Source organism: Nocardia sp. NPDC051321 (assembly GCF_044455225.1).
GTDB lineage: Bacteria > Actinomycetota > Actinomycetes > Mycobacteriales > Mycobacteriaceae > Nocardia.
On record NZ_JBITEM010000017.1, the window covers coordinates 175,417 to 194,926 of the forward strand.

At 66.6% G+C, this 19,510-nt stretch carries 21 protein-coding genes; 10 read left to right on the forward strand and 11 right to left on the reverse strand.

The features are described from left to right. The first annotated feature begins 42 nt into the window (after window positions 1-42). From ACIA8C_RS35560 to ACIA8C_RS35570, 3 genes are read left to right on the forward strand one after another with little or no spacing between them, the layout of a single operon-like run. A complete protein-coding gene (locus ACIA8C_RS35560; RefSeq protein WP_397142470.1) occupies window positions 43-1,206 on the forward strand; it encodes a hypothetical protein in 1,164 nt (387 codons plus the stop codon). Then, window positions 1,206-1,982 (forward strand): SDR family oxidoreductase, encoded by a 777-nt coding sequence (locus tag ACIA8C_RS35565; RefSeq protein WP_357384474.1) that lies wholly within the window; start codon window positions 1,206-1,208, stop codon window positions 1,980-1,982. The genes ACIA8C_RS35560 and ACIA8C_RS35565 overlap by 1 nt, the downstream gene beginning before the upstream one ends. A 34-nt stretch (window positions 1,983-2,016) precedes the next feature. Continuing rightward, window positions 2,017-3,186, forward strand: a complete 1,170-nt coding sequence (locus ACIA8C_RS35570) for a sulfotransferase family protein (protein ID WP_397142472.1) — start codon at window positions 2,017-2,019, stop codon at window positions 3,184-3,186. A gap of 214 nt (window positions 3,187-3,400) precedes the next feature. On the opposite strand, the gene ACIA8C_RS35575 is transcribed toward ACIA8C_RS35570, so the two are convergent. Next, window positions 3,401-4,072 (reverse strand): PaaI family thioesterase, encoded by a 672-nt coding sequence (locus tag ACIA8C_RS35575; RefSeq protein WP_397142474.1) that lies wholly within the window; start codon window positions 4,070-4,072, stop codon window positions 3,401-3,403. A gap of 215 nt (window positions 4,073-4,287) precedes the next feature. Here ACIA8C_RS35575 and ACIA8C_RS35580 point away from each other — a divergent pair, with 215 nt between their 5' ends. Continuing rightward, on the forward strand, window positions 4,288-4,944 hold the full coding sequence (locus tag ACIA8C_RS35580) for an HAD family hydrolase (RefSeq protein ID WP_397142476.1): 657 nt from the start codon (window positions 4,288-4,290) through the stop codon (window positions 4,942-4,944). Between the two features lie 51 nt (window positions 4,945-4,995). Here ACIA8C_RS35580 and ACIA8C_RS35585 read toward each other — a convergent pair whose 3' ends face one another. Then, the gene (locus ACIA8C_RS35585) at window positions 4,996-5,613 is read right to left on the reverse strand and encodes a TetR/AcrR family transcriptional regulator (protein WP_397142478.1); all 618 of its coding nucleotides are present in this window, start codon (window positions 5,611-5,613) and stop codon (window positions 4,996-4,998) included. Between the two features lie 21 nt (window positions 5,614-5,634). On the opposite strand from ACIA8C_RS35585, the gene ACIA8C_RS35590 reads away from it, so the two are divergent. From ACIA8C_RS35590 to ACIA8C_RS35605, 4 genes are all read left to right on the forward strand, one after another. Next, the gene (locus tag ACIA8C_RS35590; RefSeq protein ID WP_397142480.1) at window positions 5,635-6,003 is read left to right on the forward strand and encodes a hypothetical protein; all 369 of its coding nucleotides are present in this window, start codon (window positions 5,635-5,637) and stop codon (window positions 6,001-6,003) included. Window positions 6,004-6,221: 218 nt separating this feature from the next. Next, entirely contained in the window at window positions 6,222-6,515 is a 294-nt protein-coding gene (locus ACIA8C_RS35595; protein ID WP_397142482.1) for a hypothetical protein, read from the forward strand. Window positions 6,516-6,590: 75 nt separating this feature from the next. After that, window positions 6,591-7,355: an alpha/beta fold hydrolase gene (locus tag ACIA8C_RS35600; protein ID WP_397142483.1), complete on the forward strand. Its 765-nt coding sequence runs from the start codon at window positions 6,591-6,593 to the stop codon at window positions 7,353-7,355. Between the two features lie 126 nt (window positions 7,356-7,481). After that, on the forward strand, window positions 7,482-7,643 hold the full coding sequence (locus ACIA8C_RS35605; protein WP_397142485.1) for a hypothetical protein: 162 nt from the start codon (window positions 7,482-7,484) through the stop codon (window positions 7,641-7,643). Between the two features lie 29 nt (window positions 7,644-7,672). Here ACIA8C_RS35605 and ACIA8C_RS35610 read toward each other — a convergent pair whose 3' ends face one another. After that, a complete protein-coding gene (locus ACIA8C_RS35610) occupies window positions 7,673-8,935 on the reverse strand; it encodes an RNA polymerase sigma factor (protein WP_397142487.1) in 1,263 nt (420 codons plus the stop codon). A gap of 13 nt (window positions 8,936-8,948) precedes the next feature. Next, a complete protein-coding gene (locus tag ACIA8C_RS35615; RefSeq protein ID WP_397142489.1) occupies window positions 8,949-9,299 on the reverse strand; it encodes a YciI family protein in 351 nt (116 codons plus the stop codon). A 178-nt stretch (window positions 9,300-9,477) separates the two neighbouring features. Here ACIA8C_RS35615 and ACIA8C_RS35620 point away from each other — a divergent pair, with 178 nt between their 5' ends. Further along, window positions 9,478-11,070, forward strand: a complete 1,593-nt coding sequence (locus tag ACIA8C_RS35620) for a PQQ-binding-like beta-propeller repeat protein (RefSeq protein WP_397142491.1) — start codon at window positions 9,478-9,480, stop codon at window positions 11,068-11,070. Here ACIA8C_RS35620 and pqqB read toward each other — a convergent pair whose 3' ends face one another. Genes pqqB through pqqA form a run of 5 tightly spaced genes read right to left on the reverse strand, consistent with a single transcriptional unit; the run spans window position 11,071 to window position 14,112 of the window. Beyond that, window positions 11,071-11,958, reverse strand: a complete 888-nt coding sequence (gene pqqB, locus ACIA8C_RS35625; protein ID WP_397142493.1) for a pyrroloquinoline quinone biosynthesis protein PqqB — start codon at window positions 11,956-11,958, stop codon at window positions 11,071-11,073. After that, complete coding sequence (gene pqqE, locus ACIA8C_RS35630) at window positions 11,955-13,028, reverse strand: pyrroloquinoline quinone biosynthesis protein PqqE (RefSeq protein WP_397142495.1); 1,074 nt, start codon at window positions 13,026-13,028, stop codon at window positions 11,955-11,957. Before pqqE ends, pqqB begins: the two co-directional genes overlap by 4 nt. Beyond that, on the reverse strand, window positions 13,021-13,290 hold the full coding sequence (gene pqqD / locus ACIA8C_RS35635; protein ID WP_397142497.1) for a pyrroloquinoline quinone biosynthesis peptide chaperone PqqD: 270 nt from the start codon (window positions 13,288-13,290) through the stop codon (window positions 13,021-13,023). Before pqqD ends, pqqE begins: the two co-directional genes overlap by 8 nt. Continuing rightward, window positions 13,287-13,991, reverse strand: a complete 705-nt coding sequence (gene pqqC / locus ACIA8C_RS35640) for a pyrroloquinoline-quinone synthase PqqC (protein ID WP_397142499.1) — start codon at window positions 13,989-13,991, stop codon at window positions 13,287-13,289. Before pqqC ends, pqqD begins: the two co-directional genes overlap by 4 nt. 4 nt (window positions 13,992-13,995) lie before the next feature. Further along, complete coding sequence (gene pqqA, locus ACIA8C_RS35645) at window positions 13,996-14,112, reverse strand: pyrroloquinoline quinone precursor peptide PqqA (protein WP_397142501.1); 117 nt, start codon at window positions 14,110-14,112, stop codon at window positions 13,996-13,998. A gap of 284 nt (window positions 14,113-14,396) precedes the next feature. On the opposite strand from pqqA, the gene car reads away from it, so the two are divergent. Continuing rightward, a complete protein-coding gene (gene car, locus ACIA8C_RS35650; RefSeq protein ID WP_397142503.1) occupies window positions 14,397-17,918 on the forward strand; it encodes a carboxylic acid reductase in 3,522 nt (1,173 codons plus the stop codon). Window positions 17,919-17,957: 39 nt separating this feature from the next. On the opposite strand, the gene ACIA8C_RS35655 is transcribed toward car, so the two are convergent. Next, window positions 17,958-18,764 carry an ABC transporter ATP-binding protein gene (locus ACIA8C_RS35655; protein ID WP_397142505.1) on the reverse strand — a complete coding sequence of 269 codons (807 nt, stop codon included), beginning with the start codon at window positions 18,762-18,764 and terminating at the stop codon, window positions 17,958-17,960. After that, window positions 18,761-19,432: a FadR/GntR family transcriptional regulator gene (locus tag ACIA8C_RS35660; protein WP_397142507.1), complete on the reverse strand. Its 672-nt coding sequence runs from the start codon at window positions 19,430-19,432 to the stop codon at window positions 18,761-18,763. The genes ACIA8C_RS35655 and ACIA8C_RS35660 overlap by 4 nt, the downstream gene beginning before the upstream one ends. Window positions 19,433-19,510: the final 78 nt, after the last annotated feature.

Consider the following 19,510-nt stretch of genomic DNA (forward strand, 5'->3'; position numbering starts at 1 on the left):
GAGTGGTACGTATTTGGAACACCGCGATTCAATGGAGACCCTTTGCTGACACAGCCGTTCGCGGATGCCATCGCCGCCGCCGAGCAGATCATCACCGAGGCCGCGCACATCCGCACCGAACAGGACCTCGTCGAGGGCTACGACTACCTGGCGGGCAGCATCCGCGCGGCCCTGCAGATGGCGTGGGCGTACGAGCGCGACTTCCCGTTCTTCGTTCAGTCCACCGGCCCGTACACGAAAATGGGCCTCGACAACCCCGACACCCTCTACTTCCACTCCTACCTGCGACCGGACGCGGAATACGTGGTCACCGGAAAGCGCGGCACCACAAGGGATCTGAGCTTCCAGGTGCTGAACGGCAACTACTCTCCGGTGGATGTGCCGGACAGTCTCACGGCCTTCGACGATCGTTCCTTGGAAGTGGGGCCGGACGGTTCTTACGAATTGCGCCTCGGCCCCGGCGAAGCGCGCCCAGGCTACGTACACCTCGCCGCGGACTCGGCCATGCTGGTGGTGCGTGAGGTCTACAGCGATTGGCCCGCCGAAAAGCCGGGCACGATCAGGATCGCGCGGGTCGACGGCATGGGCGACGCACCGCCGCCGCTGACGAAAGACGTGCTGACCAAGCGGTACGGCGTCGCGGGCAAGATGCTGATCTCCCGGTTGAAGACCTTCCTGGCCTTCCCGGAGTGGTTCTATCTGAACCTGCCGGTGAACACGATGACCGAACCGCGTTCCACGCCGGGCGGTCTCACCACCCAGTTCTCCTCGGCAGGCCATTACGAGCTCGACGACGACCAGGCGATGATCATCACGGTGCCGAAATCCGATGCGCCGTACCAGGGTTTCCAGCTCGGCAGCATGTGGTACCTGTCGCTGGACTACATCAACCACCAGACCAGCCTCACCGCCGACCAGGCGCATGTCGATTCCGACGGGATGATTCGGCTGGTGGTCAGCGAGCGAAATCCGGGGCTGGCGAACTGGATCGAACGCACCGGGCACGACCGCGGATATCTGCAGTTCCGCTGGCAGCGGCTGGCGCGCGACATGAAGCCCGAGGACGGGCCGACGGTGGAGGTGGTGCCGGTCGACGAACTGGCGCAACGACTTCCGTTCTACGACCAGGCGCGCGTCACGCCGGAACAATGGCGCGCACGAATCGCGGTACGGCAGGCGGCCGTCGCGGAAAGGATGCTCGGCTGATGTTGTTGCAGGACAAGGTTGTCGTCGTCTCCGGGGTCGGTCCCGGACTCGGGCGCGCCATCGCGGTGCAGAGCGCCAAGGCAGGTGCCGATGTGGTGCTCGCGTCGCGCACCGAGTCGCGGCTCACCGAGGTGGCCAAGGAAATCACCGAACTCGGCAGGCGCGCGGTGGTGGTGCCGACCGACATCAACGACGAGGCCGCCGCCGTCCACCTGGTCGAGGCCGCGCACAGCGCGTTCGGCCGGGTGGACACGCTGGTGAACAACGCGTTCGCGATTCCGCCGATCACCGACCTCGCCGACGTCGATCTCGACCAGGTGCGTGCCGGATTCGAGACCAATGTGCTTGCGGCGCTGCGGTTGACGCGGCTGTTCATCCCCGCGCTCACCGAGTCCAACGGCTCGGTGGTGATGATCAACTCCGCCGTGCTGCGGCACTCGCGGCGCACCTTCGGACCCTACAAAATGGCCAAGGCCAGCCTGCTCGCGCTGGCGCAGAGCCTGGCCACCGAACTCGGGCCGCGCGGCATCCGGGTGAATACCATTGCCCCCGGCTACATCTGGGCCGACAACCTGAAATGGTACTTCAACTATCTCGCCGAACAGCGCGGCATCACCGCCGACGAGGTCTACGCCGAAACGGCAAAGACCATCGATCTGCGCAAGCTGCCCGAACCCGACGAGATCGCCGACGCGGTGGTGTTCTTCGCCTCGCCGATGGCGCGCGCGATCACCGGCGCGTGCCTGGATGTCAACGGCGGCGAGTACCACCACTGATCGGGTGCGCGTGTCGCGCACCACTACTGAGGAGATGACGTTGATCGGTAGGGACGATGTCGGGACCATCGATGATCTGCACGCGTCGGCGACCAAGGTCGTCGGGCTGGCCGATTTCGGTGCCGACGACTACCGCACCGGGCTCGAGGTGCTGCTCGAGTCCTATGCCAAGGACGCGGAGCTGACGCCGTTCGGCAACAAGGTGAATCGCGCGTTCCTGCGCGGGGCACTGATCGCCAGGCTGCTCAGCGAGGCCGCGTGGCAACGCTTTCCGGAGCACGCCGAGGTGGCGATCGAGCGGCCGATCTTCGTGACCGGGCTGCCGCGCTCGGGGACGACGGCGGTGCACCGGCTGCTCAACGCGGATCCGGCGCATCAGGGCTTGGAGATGTGGCTCACCGAGATGCCGCAGCCGCGGCCGCCGCGCGAGACCTGGGCGAGCAATCCGGTGTATCAGCGGATCGAGGCTGCCTTCGAGAAGCATCACGTGGAGCATCCCGAATTCATGGGCGTGCACCACATTTCCGCCGACCAGGTGGAGGAGTGCTGGCAGTTGCTTCGGCAGTCCGCGATGTCGGTGTCCTACGAGTGCCTGGGGTATCTGCCCGGCTACTCCGAGTGGTTGCGGGAGCAGGACTGGACCAATGCCTATCGCAGGCATCGGCGCAACCTGCAGCTGATCGGCATGCCCGATGCCGGGCGGCGATGGGTACTGAAGAATCCGAGCCATTTGTTTGCACTGGACGCCATTTTCGAGGTGTATCCGGACGCGCTCGTCATCCAGATGCATCGCGATCCGCGAACGATCATCGCCTCGGTGTGCAGTCTCAACGAGCAGGCTTCGGCGGGCTGGTCCGACAAGTTCCGCGGGCCGGTGGTCGGTGCCGCGCAACTGGATCTGTGGGCGCGTGGGGCCGATCGATTCCTGGCAGACCGGCAGCGCCACAACGCCGCCCAGTTCTGCGACGTGGACTACGACGACTTCGTCGCGGATCCGATCGGCACCGTCGAATCGATCTACCGGCACTTCGATCTGCCACTGACCGAGGACGCGACGACGGCGATGTCGGCGCTGCACGCGGAAAGTACTTCGGGCGCAGCACGTCCGGTACATCGCTACACCCTCGAGGAGTTCGGCCTCACCGCCGACCAGGTCGACGAACGGTTCGCGGCTTACCTGGAGGCGCACTTCCCGGGTCGTTGACCGGTGCCGTGCAAGGCAATTCGTGCATACATGCACGGCATGCAGTAATCGGGCGCACGGACCGCTCCGTGCGCCCGAACTCGTAATGCTCTGTACGAGAAGACATCGCATGCAAAGCCGCACAGTACGCAAATCCGAGACGGATTGCGGCCGTGCACAGTTTCACTTGTCGCGCACTCTGAATCGTGCGCGGCCTGGGGCCGCTGCGGGCCAGTTACGGCTGGCCGGGCTTGAGGGTGATGAACAAGCCGTGAGCCTCGGCGCAGAGGCGATCGCCGTCGTGCAGGGTGGCGCGGACGTAGACCTTGCGCCCCTCTTGGCGTTCGGCCCAGGCGCGGACCTTGAGCTCGGTGCGCAGCGGCGTGATTGAGCGGTAGTCGACGGTGAGTGACGCGGTTCTGGTCACCTGGCCGGCGTAGACCGCCGCGGCCATGCCGAGCAGGTCGTCGAAGCCGACCGCGACCATGCCGCCGTGCGCGGCGTTGTTGCCGCCGAGGTGGAAGGTGCGGAAGGTGATGCGCGCCTCGACGCCGTCGCGGCCGACGTGATCGAAGACGAAGGGCGGCAGCGTGATGTTGCCGCGCCCGGGCAGGTCGTGCCTGGTCCAGTTCGGCGTTGACCACTCGTCGACGATCGCGGCGTCCAGCTTGTCGTTCAGCTGCTTGAGCAGGCCGATCGTTTCCACGGCCAACTCGTCGGAGGGGGAGGCCAGCCGCACCCGGTCCATCAGCCCGCGCACCTGCTCGATGAATTCGCCGTGGTGCGGTCCGCCGCGGCTGATATCGATGTTCTGCTCTTGCGCTTCGATCAGCTCGCTCATCGGCCGGAACGCGCCCTCGTGGTGCTCCTCGCTCGGCAGCGCGTCACCGGCCTGTTGTTCGTTCATGCAGAACACGTTATAGGTTGCCCGCCGAATGCTCGCATTTCGGGCCTACTTGGCCGGATTCGTGGGCGGGCCCGAATCGTCCGATGTGGCCTAGGCTGGTTCGCGATCATCAATCCCGGTTACTCAGGGGGAACCTGAAGGGTGGCGGCGCGGCCTCGATGAGCGCGGGCCATTGAGCGTAATGACAGATCCGGCTGGCGAAAGGCGTTGGTTAGATGGGTATTACGGCAGTTGTCTTCGACATGGACGGCGTACTGATCGACTCCGAGCCGGTGTGGGAAAAGGTTCGCCGCGACTATGTCGCGCAGCGGGGCGGCCAGTGGCTGCCCGACACCCAGCAGCGATTGATGGGCATGAGCACCCGGGAATGGTCGGAATATCTGAGCGTCGATCTCGGCGTCGACGCACCACCGGAGACGGTGGCCCGTGACGTGATCGAGCGGATGGCCGCGCACTACGACCGCGACGTCCCGCTGCTGCCCGGCGCCATCGACGCGGTCCAGCGGATGAGCGAGAAGTGGCCACTCGGCGTCGCCAGCTCGTCGCCACGCGCCCTGATCGACGTCGTCCTCGGCCGCACCGGCCTGATCGAATTCTTCAACGTCACCTTCTCCACCGAAGAGGTCGATCGCGGCAAACCCGCTCCCGACGTCTACGTGGCCGTAGCCGCCTTCCTCCGCCAACGCCCCGCCGACTGTGCCGCAGTAGAAGATTCGAGCAACGGCATGCGCTCGGCCCACGCCGCGGGCATGCGCGTCATAGCCGCCCCCCGCCCCGAATACCCCCCCGCCCCCGACGCCCTAGCCCTAGCCACCCACGTAATCACCGACCTAGCCGAACTAACCCCCACCCTCGTCACCGAACACCCCTGATCCGCTCGCCGAGCGGGACATGGTGGCGTGGATTCGCGGGTGTCGCCGCCGTCATGTCCCGTTCGGTGCGCCGTCTTGCTGGTATGAGGTGAGGAGGGTGCGGGCGGCGGCTGGGAGGTCGATGTTCAGCCAGGTGGGGAGGGTGGGGGCGTGGGCGTGGCGGCGGAGGGCGGCGTAGGGGAGGTCGACCACGGCTCGGCTGATGGCGTCGATTTCGCGGTCGCCCGCGCGGCCGAAGAGGGCGGTGGCGAGGCGGCGGAGGTGGTCGATCAAAGGGGCGTTCATGGTGCTGAGGCGGGCGCGGAGGTCGTCGTCGGGGCCGCCGTCCAAGAGATCGCTGACGCGCAGGTTGAGCAGAAGTCTTGCGTCGTCGGGTAATTCGCGGCCGAAGACGAGGGCGGCGCTGACCATGGCGACGCCCGCTTCGACGGGGTCGGGGTGCTCGTCGGCGGCGGCAAGGACGCCGCGCTGAAAGCGTTCGAGTGCGCGCAGCCAGGCGGCGGTGAGCACGCCGTTGCGGTTGCCGAAGCGGTGGTACAGCGTGCCGACGGGGGCGCCGCTTGCCTCGGCTATCGCGGCCACGCTGGCCGCGCGTGGGCCGTCGGTGAGCACCAGGGTGCGGGTTGCGTCGAGGATCACGTCGGTGTCGTGCTTGCGGGGAGGGGCCATGTACTAGTACGTTCCTTCTATATGGAGCGATTGTCTTATATCGACGAGCATGCCAGATCTATCGACGCGAATCGCGACCGGGTCTGGACCGCACTGCTGAAGGTTCTCTGCAAAGACCCGGCGGATCCGGCCACCCTGCCGGCCGGCTTCGTGCTTGACGCGGCGGTGGCGCCCGCCCGGCTGGCAATGAAAGGGCGGCACTGGTTTTCGAAGTACGCCCTGATCTTCGAACTCGACGACGAGGGCGCGAACCGGACCCGCGTCCGCGCCAAGACCTTGGCGAATTTCCCTGGGCCGCATGGCAAGATCTACCGCGCGCTGGTCATCGGCAGCGGCGGCCACAAGATCGTGGTGCGCCGAATGCTCCGGCAGATCGCGGCCGCGGCATGATCGGCATGGTCTGGGGCGCGACGAAAGCCGAGTGCGACGCTCCGCTCCCGTGTGACGACCTGCGACCAGGTGGGCTGCACGCGGATCGCGCCATCAGCATCGACGCTCCGCCCGACCTTGTCTATGCGTGGCTATGTCAATTGCGGGTCGCCCCTTACAGTTACGACCTGCTCGATCACTGGGGCCGACCAAGCCCGCGCCATCGCGACCCGCGACTCGTGGAACTCGAAGTGGGGCAACACTTCATGGCACACTTCGAGCTGGCGTCCTTTGCGCTGAATCAGCACATCACCCTGGTCGCCGGGAAGATCGCCGTTACCTACGCGGTGCGCCCGGAGGGAGCGGGTACGCGGCTGGTGGCCCGGGTCTGTATGAGCGGTCCGCGAATTGTCGGACGTCTGCTGGCCATCGGAGACCTTGCCATGATGCGCAAGCAACTGCTGACGTTGCGGGGACTGGCCGAAGCCGAGAACCGCGCCGAGCCGCGAGCCGGGCTCGAACCGCGAAAGTAAGTCCAGCCCCTGTCGGCGTGTCGCATGTACCCGCGCGATTCGCGCAGTCGATCTCCCGTCGAGCATGATCACCGTATGGCAAATGATGTTCAGCTCGGCGAAGTCCGGACTTGGTATGACGAAACCGGCGACGGCGAGCCGGTATTGCTGTTGCACGGCGGCTTCGTGGACTCGCGGACGTTCGAACCGGCCGTCGCCGGATTGGCCGAGCATTTCCGGGTTTTCCGGATGGATCGCCGCGGCCACGGCCGCACCCCCGATGTCGAGGGGCCGATGTCCTACGACCTGATGGCACAGGACACCATCGCGTTCCTCGACACCGTGGTCGGCGGCGCCGCGCACCTGGTCGGCTACAGCGACGGTGCGATCGTCGCGCTGCTGGTCGCGCTGCGCAGGCCGGATCTGGTCCGCAAGCTGGTCTCGATCAGCGGCAACTTCCATCGCGACGGCGTATTGCCCGGCGTGCTCGATGGTTTCGCACACGAGGAACCGATGCGGCGCTTGGCCACCCGGTATGGCGAGGTATCGCCGGACGGGGAGGAGCACTTCCAAGTTGTCGCGGGCAAGATGCTCGAGATGGCGCAGCGGGAGCCGACGATGACCGTCGAGGAACTCGGCGCCATCACCAGCCGGACCCTCGTCATCGGCGCCGACGACGACGCGATGAGCCTGGAACACACGATCGCCCTCTACCGCGCGATCCCGGATTCCGAGCTCGCCATCGTCCCCGGCACATCGCACCTGCTCGTCGTCGAAAAGCCCGCCGAGGTCTACCGCCTCGTCGGCACTTTCCTCACCACCGACGCGACCCAAACCTGGCAGCCGATCCGGCGCGCCTGACCGACCTGAATCGAACGTTTCCACCCGGTAGCAGAAGCCGGGCCGCGCTTTCGCTCGCACGACATTTCGGCAAACTATGCGCTAACGACAGCGCAGTTGGACATCTGACCGGTCATGCTGAACGGCATGGACTTCATGAAACCAGCCGAACAGCTTTTAGCGCAGGTTGCGGCCCGGTTCGGCTCCGCGGAAGCCTTCCTCGACAAGCTGGCGGACGTGCGCGCCCAAGCCGCCGACGACACCATCGAGATGCCGCGTGTCGTCGGCGGGTTGCCTACTATTTACTGAAACTGGTTAAGTTCGGCTACATCGAAGAACTAGCGACTGGCCTGCGCGCGGTCTAGCAGCAACGCGCGCTCGGCCTTGTTGCCGGTCAGCTCGGCGGCGCGCAGGAACTCCGCGCGCGCCTCCGCATGACGACCGAGTTGGCTGAGCAGATCACCGCGCACGGCGTTGTACAGGTGATAGGTGTCCAGCGCTCCCGACAGCGCGTCGATGAGATCCAGACCGGCCGCGGGCCCGTGCACCTTGCTCACCGCCACCGCGCGATTCACCTCGACGATCGGGGACGGAAAGCGTTCGGCGAGAACCGCGTACAGTCCGGCGATGCGCCGCCAATCGGTGTCCTCGGGTGTCGCCGCCATGGCGTGCACGGCGGCGATCGCGGCCTGTAGCGCGTAGCTGCCCGGCGGCAGGCCGCGGTCGCGGGCGACCGCATTGGCCCGGGCCAACGCCGCGAACCCGCGCCGGATCAACAAGCGATCCCACCGCGACCGGTTCTGATCAGCAAGCAGCACAACACTATTCGCCGGTCCGGCGCGCGCGGGCAGCCGCGAGGCCTGTAATTCGAGCAGCGCGACCAGCCCGTGCACCTCGGGTTCGGCGGCCAGCAATTCCGCCAGAATGCGGACGAGCCGCAGCGCGTCCTGGCACAGCTCGACGCGGATCCACTCCGCGCCCGCGGTCGCCGAATACCCCTCGTTGAAGATCAGATAGACGACCGCGAGCACTGAGGCGAGCCGCTCGGTCAGCTCGTCGGCGCCGGGCACCTCATAGGGCACCTGTTTCGCGGCGATGGTCCGCTTTGCCCGGACAATACGTTGCGCCACAGTCGATTCCGCGACAACGAAGGCGCGGGCGATCTCCTCGGTGGTCAGGCCCCCGAGCAGTCGCAGCGTCAACGCGACCCTGGCCTGCTCCGACAGCACCGGATGGCACGCGGTGAACATCATCCGCAGCAGATCGTCCGCGACGGCACCGTCCGGCTCCGCCGCCGCTGTCGGCGCGGTCGCCAACTCGTGGCCGAGCACCGCCAGTTTGCGGGCGAAGCTCTGTTGACGCCGGACCCGGTCGATCGCCCGATGCTTGGCGGTGAGCATCAGCCAGCCGCCGGGATTCGGCGGCACCCCGTCGTGTGGCCACTGTTCCAGCGCCGCGACGAGCGCGTCCTGCGCCAGCTCCTCGGCGGCGTCGATATCGCCGACGACGCGGGTGAGCCCCGCGACCAGTCGCGGCCATTCCATCCGCCAGACCGTTTCCACGGCGCGGTTGGTCTGCTCGGGTGACCGGTCCGGGCTCATCCGCGGCGCCCGATCAGGCCGGTTCGTCGATCTGCCGGATCTCGATGTCGATATCCCACTCCGGCCCGTGCACGCCGAGGAAGCGCGACGTCCACTCGATCGCCTCCTCCTTCGACTTGGTCTGCAGGATGCAGTATCCGCCGACGACCTCCTTGGATTCGGTGAACGGGCCGTCGAGCACGGTCTGCTTGCCGCCGCTCTGGCTGATCTTGGTGGCCTCGGTGATCGGGCGAAGGCCGTTGGTGTCCAGCAGCACGCCGGCCTTGGTCATCTCCTCGATCACCTTGCCGACCTGCTCGAACAGCGCCTCGTCCGGCTCCGGCGCGGTGGTCGGGTCGACGTGGATCAACATCATGTACCGCATGTCGGGTCCTTTGCTCGTTGTCGTCAAGATCGTTCGATCCTTACCTCACTGCATCGAACGGCCGCCCGCTGAATCGACATCGCACGGAAGATTCGCAGGTATCGCTTGAATCACGCTTTGGTAATTCGCATTTGACATCACCACAGGTGGACGCCGATGGTGAGAAGCTACCTGCACCATGAACGGGAACACATTGGCGCGGGTGTTACGCATACCGATCCTGGCGGTCGCGACACTACTGTTGTCGACGGGCACCACCGCCGCGGACCCCGCCCCGAATGCCGATTGGCCGATGTGGCAATTCGATTCCCCTGGATCGCGGTACAACCGGAACGAAACCACGCTCACCCCCGGCAATGTGGGGTCACTGAAGCTGAAGTGGGCGTTCGCCTTCCCCGGTGCCGTGGCGCAGTCCAGCCAGCCCGCGGTGGTCAATGGTGTCCTTTATTCGGGCGGCCGCGACGGAAAGATGTACGCGCTGGACGCCCGGACGGGCGCCACCCGATGGGTCTTCGACACCGGCACGATGCTCGAGCACATTCCGGCCTACGGCCTGCGGGACGGACCGGCGGTGGCCGGCGGGGCGGTCTACTTCGGCGACAACGCGGCCAACCTTTGGGCCGTCGACGCCGTAACCGGCCATGAGCGGTGGCACACGCGCCTGGACAACCACCCCCTCTCGATCATCACCAGTTCGCCGCTGGTCTTCGAGAACCACGTCTATATCGGTGTGTCGAGTCAGGAGGAGGGCGGCGGACTCGCCGATCCGCTCTACCCATGCTGCACCTTCCGCGGCAGCGTGGTGTCGGTCGACGCGGCGAGTGGCGCCGTGCAGTGGAAGTACTCGACGCTGGCGCAGCCGACGACGCGGACCGGTCCGCCTGGGCCGTCGTTCAGTCCCAGCGGCGGGGCGGTCTGGTCGTCGCCGACGATCGACTCGGCAACCCGCACGCTGTATTACACCTCCGGCAACCCCTACACGGGCACACCCGGCGATCTGGAATCGATCGGTGCGGTCGATATCGACACCGGCACGCGCCGCTGGGTGAATTCGCTGACCCCGAACGACACCTGGAACGTGCGGTGCGCCGTCCCGCCGGCCGGGGGCGCCTGTCCCGTTCCTGGACGTGACTTCGATTTCGGCGCCCATGCCAACGTCTTCGATATCGGTGGCCGCAAGGTCGTCGGTGCGGGTCAGAAGACCGGCATATACCATCTGCTCGATGCCACCGACGGCTCGATCGTCTGGCAGACCCAGCTTTCGGTGCCGACCTCACCGCTGCCTATCGAGGGCGCCGAGTCGCTGGCCGGAATCCAGTGGGGCGCAAGCTATGACGGCAGTCGACTGTATGTGGCCACCTACGGTGCGAATCCGGGCACGCTGTTCGCGCTCGACCCCGGCGACGGTCACATCCTGTGGCGTACGCCCAATCCGGCCAATGGCTGCCTGATCGATCTGCCGCCGGTGCCGATGGACCCACTGTGTCAGGAGTCCATGCCCAATGCGGTCTCCTCGTCGCCCGGACTGGTCTATGAGGGCAGCATGGACGGGAAGATGCGGGTCTTCGCCGCCGACACCGGGGCCATCCTCTGGGAGTACGACACCCACCGGCCGTTCCTCGGCGTGAACGGCGTGCCGGGCATCGGCGGCGGCCTCAACGGCAACGGTGCGGTCGTCGCGAACGGCATGCTGTACACGAATTCCGGTTACGCGCATCCGATCACCACCGGCATGCCGGGAAATATGTTGCTGGCCTTCGGCTTATCGTGATCACACCGCGAATTCGGCACCGTCGGTAAGCACCTCGACGCCGGCGCGCTCGACCCGCGCGCGGGCATCGGACAGCGGGTCCAGCAACGGGTTGGTGTTGTTGAGGTGGGTGTAGATCTTGCGGAGATCCGGATGCCGGGCCAGGGCGGCCAGCGTGCCCCCTGGCCCGGACACCGGCAGGTGTCCCATCCGCGACTGGCCCGAATCTTGTTGTCCGACCGCCGCTCCCAGCTCCGTGGCGTCGAAAAACGTACCGTCCAACAACGCGCAGTCGGTCCCGCTGAGTAGGTCGTCCAAGCCGTCCGGCCACTGTGCCAGGCACGGGGAGTACGCCATCGAACCCCCGGTCGCGGGATCCTCGATGCGCAGGGCGCTCACCCAACGATCGTCCGGCTCGGGCGACGCGACATATTTCGGTGCCTTGGCGCCGACCGGTAGGCCGGTGACCCGCAGCCCTCCGGTGAGCTCGATGCCGTCGAATCCCTCGCGCCAGGTCCAGGGCTGGTAGCGGTCCAGCAACCCGCGCAGGGGCAAGGCTGATTCCAGCGCGGCGAGCACCGGAGGCGTGGCATAGCCAATAAGGCCCGCGCCGCGCAAAATTGTCAGTCCCAAGACGTGATCCAGCTCGGCGTCGGTGAGCAGTACCCCGCGTACCGGGGTGTCCCGGGGCCCGGGACCTGGTTGGAGTGCCGGCGTGCCGAGCAACTGTGCGCGAATGTCGGGCGAGGCGTTGAGTAGCCACCAGTCCTGAGAATTGCCGCTGATGGCGACGGCTTCCTGCGTTCGCGCGGGCAGCCGCCCTTGCCGCACGTCGACGCATCGATCGCACACGCAATTCCATTGGGGCACACCACCCCCGGCGGCCGTGCCGAGCAGGACGACCCTCACCCGGGCAGCTGCGTCCGCATTCGGAATTCGGCCGGGGCCGCCTCCCGCAGTGCCGTGTCCACCAGCGAACGGTGCGGCGACAGCCCACAGACCGGGTCGGTGGCGGCCGCACTGCCGGTCATTTGGAAAGCCTGACACCGGCATCCGCCGAAATCGGTGAACCGCTCCGGGCAGGATCGGCACGGCTCATGCATCCATTCGGTGCCCCGATAGGCGTTGAATAGCGCTCCGTCGTACCAGATCTCGGTCAGTGGCCGACGCAGCACGTTTTCTATCGGAAATGTGGTGACGATCGACGCGGCCGGGCAGGGCAGCACATCGCCGTCGGGCGTGACGGTGAATTGACGGCGGCCCCAGCCGTCCATGCACGGCTTTGGCCGGTCCGCGAAGTAGTCCGCCACCACATAGACCAATTCCGGTCCGCCAGGGCGCTTTTCCCGGGCGCGGCACACGGCGGCTCGGGCAGCCTCGAGCTGGTCGGCCGTCGGCAGCAGCGCCGCCCGGTTCCGCAGTCCCCAGCCGTAGAACTGCGTGTTGGCCAGCTCGATCCGATCGGCCCCGAGATCCACCGCCAGGTCGATGATCCGCTCGACCCGATCGAGATTGCCTCGATGCAGCACCACATTAATTGTCAGCGGCAGCCCGGCATCGGTAATCGACTGCGCCGCACGCAGTTTGCGGTGGTAAACGGATGCTCCGGCAATATGGTCGGCTGCCTGCTCGTCCACGTCCTGCAGCGAGAGTTGCACGTGATCGACGCCGCGGTCGGCGAGCTCCTTGGCTCGGTCGGCGGTCAGGCCGACGCCGCTGGTAACCAGGTTGACGTAGGCACCGAGGTGGCGGGCGTGGCCCGCCAGGTCGGGCACATCCCGCCTGGACAGTGGCTCGCCACCGGACAAATGGACCTGGACGACGCCGAGTTCGCGCGCCTGGGTGAGGATGTCGAGCCACTGTTCGCGGGTCAGCTCCGCGGACCGCGCCACGAGTTCGGTGGGATTGGAGCAGTACGGGCAGTGCAGCGGGCAGCGATGGGTCAGCTCGGCGAGCATCCCCAGCGGCGCGTCAACCATCGAAGGCCACCACTCGCCGCTGGGCAAGGCGGTCGAGCAGTTCGGTCACATCCGCGGTGCGCACGCCGTCGTACTCGTCGCCGAGCCGTTGCGTGATGCGGCGGATGGTCGATACTCCGTCGCATAGTGCCAGCACCGCGGCCGCGGTGTCGTTGAGCACGACCACCCCTTCGGGCAGCAGCACCAGCTCACCTCGGATGGCGTCGCGGGTCAACCGGACACCCGGCCGCAGCCTGGGCACCGACGCTTGCGAAACAGTCACGCCGAACCTCCGGTGTGGTAGTCGAGCGAGTCGAGAATGCCTTGCAGGACAGCGCACTTGAAGGCCAGCGCCGCCACGCAGGCGTCCTGTTGCGTGCGTGTCTCGGCGTGCTGGACGACCAGCTCCAGCAGCGAGCGCCCCTCGGCCGCTACGACATCGATGCGTGCGGTGAAGTAGGCGAACCCGTCCTCGGTGATCCAGGGATAGTGTTCGCGCATCCGACCGAGTCGGTAGGCAAGCAGGTCGGGGGAGAACAGTTCGGTGAGGCCCGATGCGACTGCCTCCAGCCATGGACGCCGCCGGGCGAAATCCAGGTAGGCGTCGACGGCGAATCGGACGCCGGGCAGGACGAATCGTTCCGACAGCACTTCGTCCCGATCGAGCCCGACCGCCTCGGCCAGCCGTAGCCACTTCTCGATGCCGCCCGACCCGGCGCCGTCCCCGTCGTGATACACGATCCGGGAGAGCCAGTGCCGGCGAACCTCCGGCAGCGGGCAGTTGGCGATGATCGCGGCATCCTTCTGCGGGAGGCAGCGCTGGTAGTACCAGCGATTGGCCGCCCACAATCGGAGGGACTCCTTGTCGAGCAGTCCCTCGTGTAATCGCCGATGAAAGGGATGATCGTCCCAGTACGAGTTTTCGAGCGAATACAGCCGCGCTCGGAACTCCGTTGAGCTCCAAGGGGTCTGGATGTTCGACACGTACTCAGTCGCGCGCGGAATACGCGGTGACTTCCATCCCGGTGGCGTGGAACTCGAAAGCCGGTCGCCGCCACGGCTTTTTCGCCTCGATGGTGCTGTGAACACTGCCGGAAGCTTGCATGCGAACGCCTCCAATGATGGAAAGATGCGTACAAATCCAACGAGCAGAACACTGATGCGCTATGAGCATAACTGTTCCGCGACCACCGGCGGCACTGCTTCGAGCAATACGTCCTTGGTGAGTGGCACCGGCTTCGGACGTCGGGGGGGGGGCGCGCAATTCACAGCAGGTTACCAGCAACAGGTTCTATTAGTTTGCTAAGCTAATGATGTAGACGCCCAACGTGCCGTCGAGTTCCAACCTGTTCCCGTCAAGTTTCTGCTGGTCGTGGAGGTGGACCTGTTATGTCGATAGATTCTCGTGAAGAGCGGCTCGCACGCCGCATCGCTGATCTGCACGCCAATGATCCTCAGTTCGCCGCCGCCGTCCCCAAGGATGAGGTGACCGCGGCGGTCGACAACCCGAGCCTGCGATTGCCGGAGCTCCTGCGCACGGTGCTGGCGGGTTACGCCGAGCGGCCCGCGCTCGGGCAGCGCGCCGTGCGGTTCCGCGAAGACCCGGAGACCGGACGCGTCACCACCGAACTGCTGCCCAGCTTCGACACCATCACCTATCGCGAGGTGGCACAGCGCGTCGCCGCGATCGCGAGCGCGTTCACCGACGGTGGGGTGCGGCCCGGCGATCGGGTCTGCATTCTCGGCTTCACCAGTGTCGACTACACGACGATCGATACGGCGCTGGCCCAGGTGGGCGCGGTATCGGTGCCGCTGCAGACCAGCGCACCCGTCGCCCAACTGCGCCCGATCGTCGCGGAGACCGAACCTCGCGTAATCGCCTCCAGCGTCGACTATCTCGCCGACGCCGTCGAACTGGCGCTGACCGGCTTCGCACCCGAGCGGATCGTCGTTTTCGACTACGTCCCGAGGGTCGACGAGCAGCGCGAGGCGGTCGAGGCTGCTCGCGGCCAGTTGGCCGAGGCGGGGATCCCGGTGCAGGTCGAAAGCTTGGCCGAACTTATCGAGCACGGAAAAGCTTTGCCCGCAGTGGATTTCGTGCCCGACGAGGACGATCCGCTGACGCTGTTGATCTATACCTCGGGCAGCACCGGCGCGCCGAAGGGGGCCATGTACCCCGAGCGGCTGGTCGCCAACTTCTGGCGCAAGTCGACCAAGGAGTCATGGGGACAGGCGAGTCCCGAGCCGACGATCACGCTCAACTTCATGCCGATGAGCCACCTCATGGGCCGCGGCATCCTGTACTGGACGCTCGGCAACGGCGGCACCGCCTATTTCGCGGCCAAGAGCGATCTGTCGACCTTCCTGGAAGACCTCGCGCTGGTACGGCCGACGCAATTGAACTTCGTGCCGCGGATCTGGGACATGCTGTTCCAGGAGTTCAACAACGAGCTGGACCGGCGGACCGTCGACGGCGTCGATCGAGCGGCGCTCGAAGCCGAGGTGATGGCGGAGCAGCGCCAGTCCGTGCTCGGCGGCCGGTTCGTGACGGCGCTGACCGGATCCGCGCCGATCTCCAGCGAGCTGCGGGCGTTCGTCGAGTCCTATCTCGATTTGCATCTGCTGGAGGGGTACGGCTCGACCGAGTCGGGGGCGGTGCTCATCGACGGGCAGGTGCGGCGTCCACCGGTCATCGACTACAAGCTGGTCGACGTGCCCGATCTCGGCTATTTCCACACCGATCGGCCGCATCCGCGAGGCGAGCTTCTCGTCCGATCGAAAGACCTGTTCCCCGGGTACTACAAACGGCCCGAGGTCACCGCCGAGGTGTTCGACGCGGACGGCTTCTACCGGACCGGCGATATCGTCGCCGAGATCGGTCCCGATGAGCTGGTCTACCTAGACCGTCGCAACAACGTGCAGAAGCTGTCGCAAGGCGAGTTCGTCACCGTCTCGAAGTTGGAGGCGGCGTTCGACAACAGCCCGCTGATCCAGCAGATCTATGTCTACGGCAACAGCGCCCGCGCCTACCTGCTCGCCGTGGTCGTGCCCACCGACGACGAACTGGCACGCAGCGGCGGCGATATCGAGGCGTTGCGGTCGCGGATCAATGACTCGCTGCAGGAGATCGGCCGCACGGCCGACCTGCAGGGCTATGAGATCCCGCGCGGACTCATCATCGAGACAACACCTTTCACGGTGGAGAACGGTCTGCTCACCGGCATCCGCAAGCTGGCGCGGCCGAAACTCAAGGCGCGCTACGGCGAACAACTCGAGCAGCTCTACATCGAGTTGGCCGAAGGACAGGCCAGCGAGCTGAGCGCGTTGCGCCGCGGCGGTGCCGACCGTCCGGTGCTGGAGACGGTCGGCCGGGCCGCCGGTGCGCTGCTCGGGGCTTCGGCCGCGGATCTTCGGCCCGAAGCGCACTTCACCGATCTCGGCGGAGATTCGTTGTCCGCGTTGACCTTCGCGAATCTGCTGCACGAGATCTTCGACCTCGACGTGCCGGTGGGTGTCATCGTGAGCCCGGCGACCGACCTGCAGGCCATCGCCGACTACATCGAGGCGCAGCGGTCCTCCGGCGCGAAACGGCCCAGCTTCGCGACGGTGCACGGCCGCGACGCCACCGAGGCGCGCGCCGCTGATCTCACCCTGGACAAGTTCATCGATGCCGAAACACTTGCCGCCGCACCAACATTGCCGCGACCGAGCGCCCGCGTGCGGACCGTCCTGCTGACCGGCGCGAGCGGATTCCTCGGCCGCTACCTGGCCGTGGAATGGCTCGAACGGCTTGCCATGGTCGGCGGAACGCTGATCTGCCTGGTTCGGGCGAAGGACAACGCCGCGGCTCGCGCGCGGCTGGACAAGATCTTCGACAGCGGTGACCCGGAACTGTTGCGGCACTACCAAACTCTGGCCGCCGACCACCTGGAGGTCATCGCCGCGGACAAGGGCGAGGCGAACCTCGGCCTGGATCAGCAAACTTGGCAGCGGCTGGCCGACGAGGTCGATGTGATCGTCGACCCCGCGGCGCTGGTCAACCACGTGCTGCCGTACAGCCAGCTGTTCGGGCCGAACGCGGTCGGCACCGCGGAGCTGATCCGCCTCGCGCTCACCACGAAACTCAAGCCGTTCACCTATGTTTCGACCATCGGCGTCGGCGACCAGATCGCACCATCGTCGTTCACCGAGGACGCCGATGTGCGGACCGCCAGCCCGGTGCGCAAGGTCGACGACAGCTACGCCAACGGCTACGGGAACAGCAAGTGGGCGGGCGAGGTGCTGCTGCGCGAGGCCAACGACCTGTGCGGACTGCCGGTTGCGGTGTTCCGCTGCGACATGATCCTGGTGAGCGGCAGGTACGTCGGACAGCTCAACCTGCCGGACATGTTCACCCGGATGATGCTGAGCCTGGTGGCCAGCGGCATCGCGCCGTTCTCGTTCTACGAGACCGACGCGGAGGGCAACCGGCAGCGCGCGCACTACGACGGGCTGCCGGTCGATTTCATCGCCGAGGCGATCTCGACGCTCGGTGCGCAGGTGACGGACGGGTTCCGGACCTATCACGTGATGAACCCGTACGACGACGGCATCGGCCTGGACGAGTACGTCGACTGGCTGATCGACGCGGGTTACTCGATCCAGCGGATCGACGAGTACGACGCGTGGTTGCGGCGATTCGAGACCGCGCTGCGTGCGCTGCCCGAACAGCAGCGTCAGTATTCGCTGCTGCCGCTACTGCACAACTATCAGCGGCCGCAAAAGCCGATTCGTGGATCGTTCGCACCCACCGATCGATTCCGGGCCGCCGTGCAGGAGGCGAAAGTCGGCCAGGACAAAGACATTCCGCATGTCACCGCGCCGATCATCGTCAAGTACATCACCAACCTGAAGTTGCTCGGTCTGCTATGAGCCGGTGCGGCGCCACGCTCGGCGAGCGTGGCGCCGCATTCAGTTGGGCCAGGCCGGGGTGGTGTGCGCGGCGCGGGCGGTCCAGCGGCCGTCGTAGCGGACTTCGACGGGATGGTCGAAGGCGGCGGTGACATTGTCGGTGGTCAGCGTCTGCCGGGCCGGGCCGGCGGCGACGGTGTGGCCGTCGGCGATGAGCAAGGCGTGGGTGGTGGTGCTCGGCAGTTCCTCGAGGTGATGGGTGACCAGCACCGACGCGACCTCGGGGTGGGTATCGCCGAGGGTGTCGATGGTTTCCAGGAGTTGTTCGCGCGCGGCGAGATCCAAGCCGGTCGAGGGTTCGTCGAACAGCAGCAGCCGTGGTTCGGCGATGAGGGCGCGGGCGATCAGGGTGCGGCCGCGCTCGCCCTGGGAGAGCGTGGTCCAGGTGTTGCCTGCCTTGCCGGTGAGGCCGACGGTATCGATCATCGCGTCGGCGCGGACGAGCTGATCCGCCGTCGGCGTCCAGCGCATGGGCGTGTCGATGGTCGCGGTGAGGCCGGTGAGCACGACCTCGCGGATGGTCAGCGGATAGCGCAGCGGATGTCGCGGATTCACATGGCCGATGGAGTGGCGCAGGCGTTGCAGCTCGACCCGGCCCAGTTGTTCGCCGAGCACCCGGACCGTCCCCGTGGTGGGGAAGGTGACGGCGCCACAGAAACCGAGCAGCGTGCTCTTGCCCGCCCCGTTCGGTCCGAGCAGCGCCCAGTGTTCGCCGGCGTGCACAGTGAGCGAGATGCCGTTGATGATCTTCTTGCCCTCGCGGCGGAACGTCACGTCCGTCAGTTCGAGCACCGCAGCTCCGGTCACGTGAATGCCTCCTTCAGTGTCGTCAGATGGGAGCGGCTGTATTCGGCTGCGGCCGTGGCATTTCGGGCGACAATCGCCTCGACGAGACGCTCGTGCGCGGCGTGGTCGGCGGGCTCGGAGGGGACGGGGCGCAGCGTCAGCATGTCGATCATCGCCAGGCGCAGCCGGGGGAGGAAGGTGTCGAACAGCTGGACGAGTACCTCGTTGTGCGCCGCGACCAGCACCGCGCGATGGAACGCCATGTCCGCGTCGACGTGCTCGGCCACCGGCTCGCCGTGCGCCGCGCGCGCGACCAGCGTGGAACGGAGGATGCGCAGGTCGGCGCGGGTGCGCCGCTGCGCGGCCAGTGCCGCGGCCTCGGCCTCGATGGCGATGCGCGCCTCGATCACCGAGGCGATGGTGGCGCGGCGCAGCACCACGTCCCAATCGTCCTTCGCGTCCAGCGCCGTGACGAACACGCCCGCACCCTGACGGCTGTCCAGCACGCCCTTGCCCGCCAGCTCGCGGATCGCCTCGCGCAGCGTCGAGCGCCCGACCCCGAGCTGCGCGGCGAGGGTCGTCTCGCCTGGAAGCCGGTGCCCGAGCGGCCATTCGCCGGCCTTGATGCGGGTCATGATCAGCTCGGCGGCTTGCGCGGCCAGTGGGTGCCGCCGTACCTGGGAGACCATCGCGACCTCTCTACTTGTCTGAGGAGTTGTGTATAGTCTAGCCATCATGCGCAACCTGCTTCTCCTTAGCCGCCACGG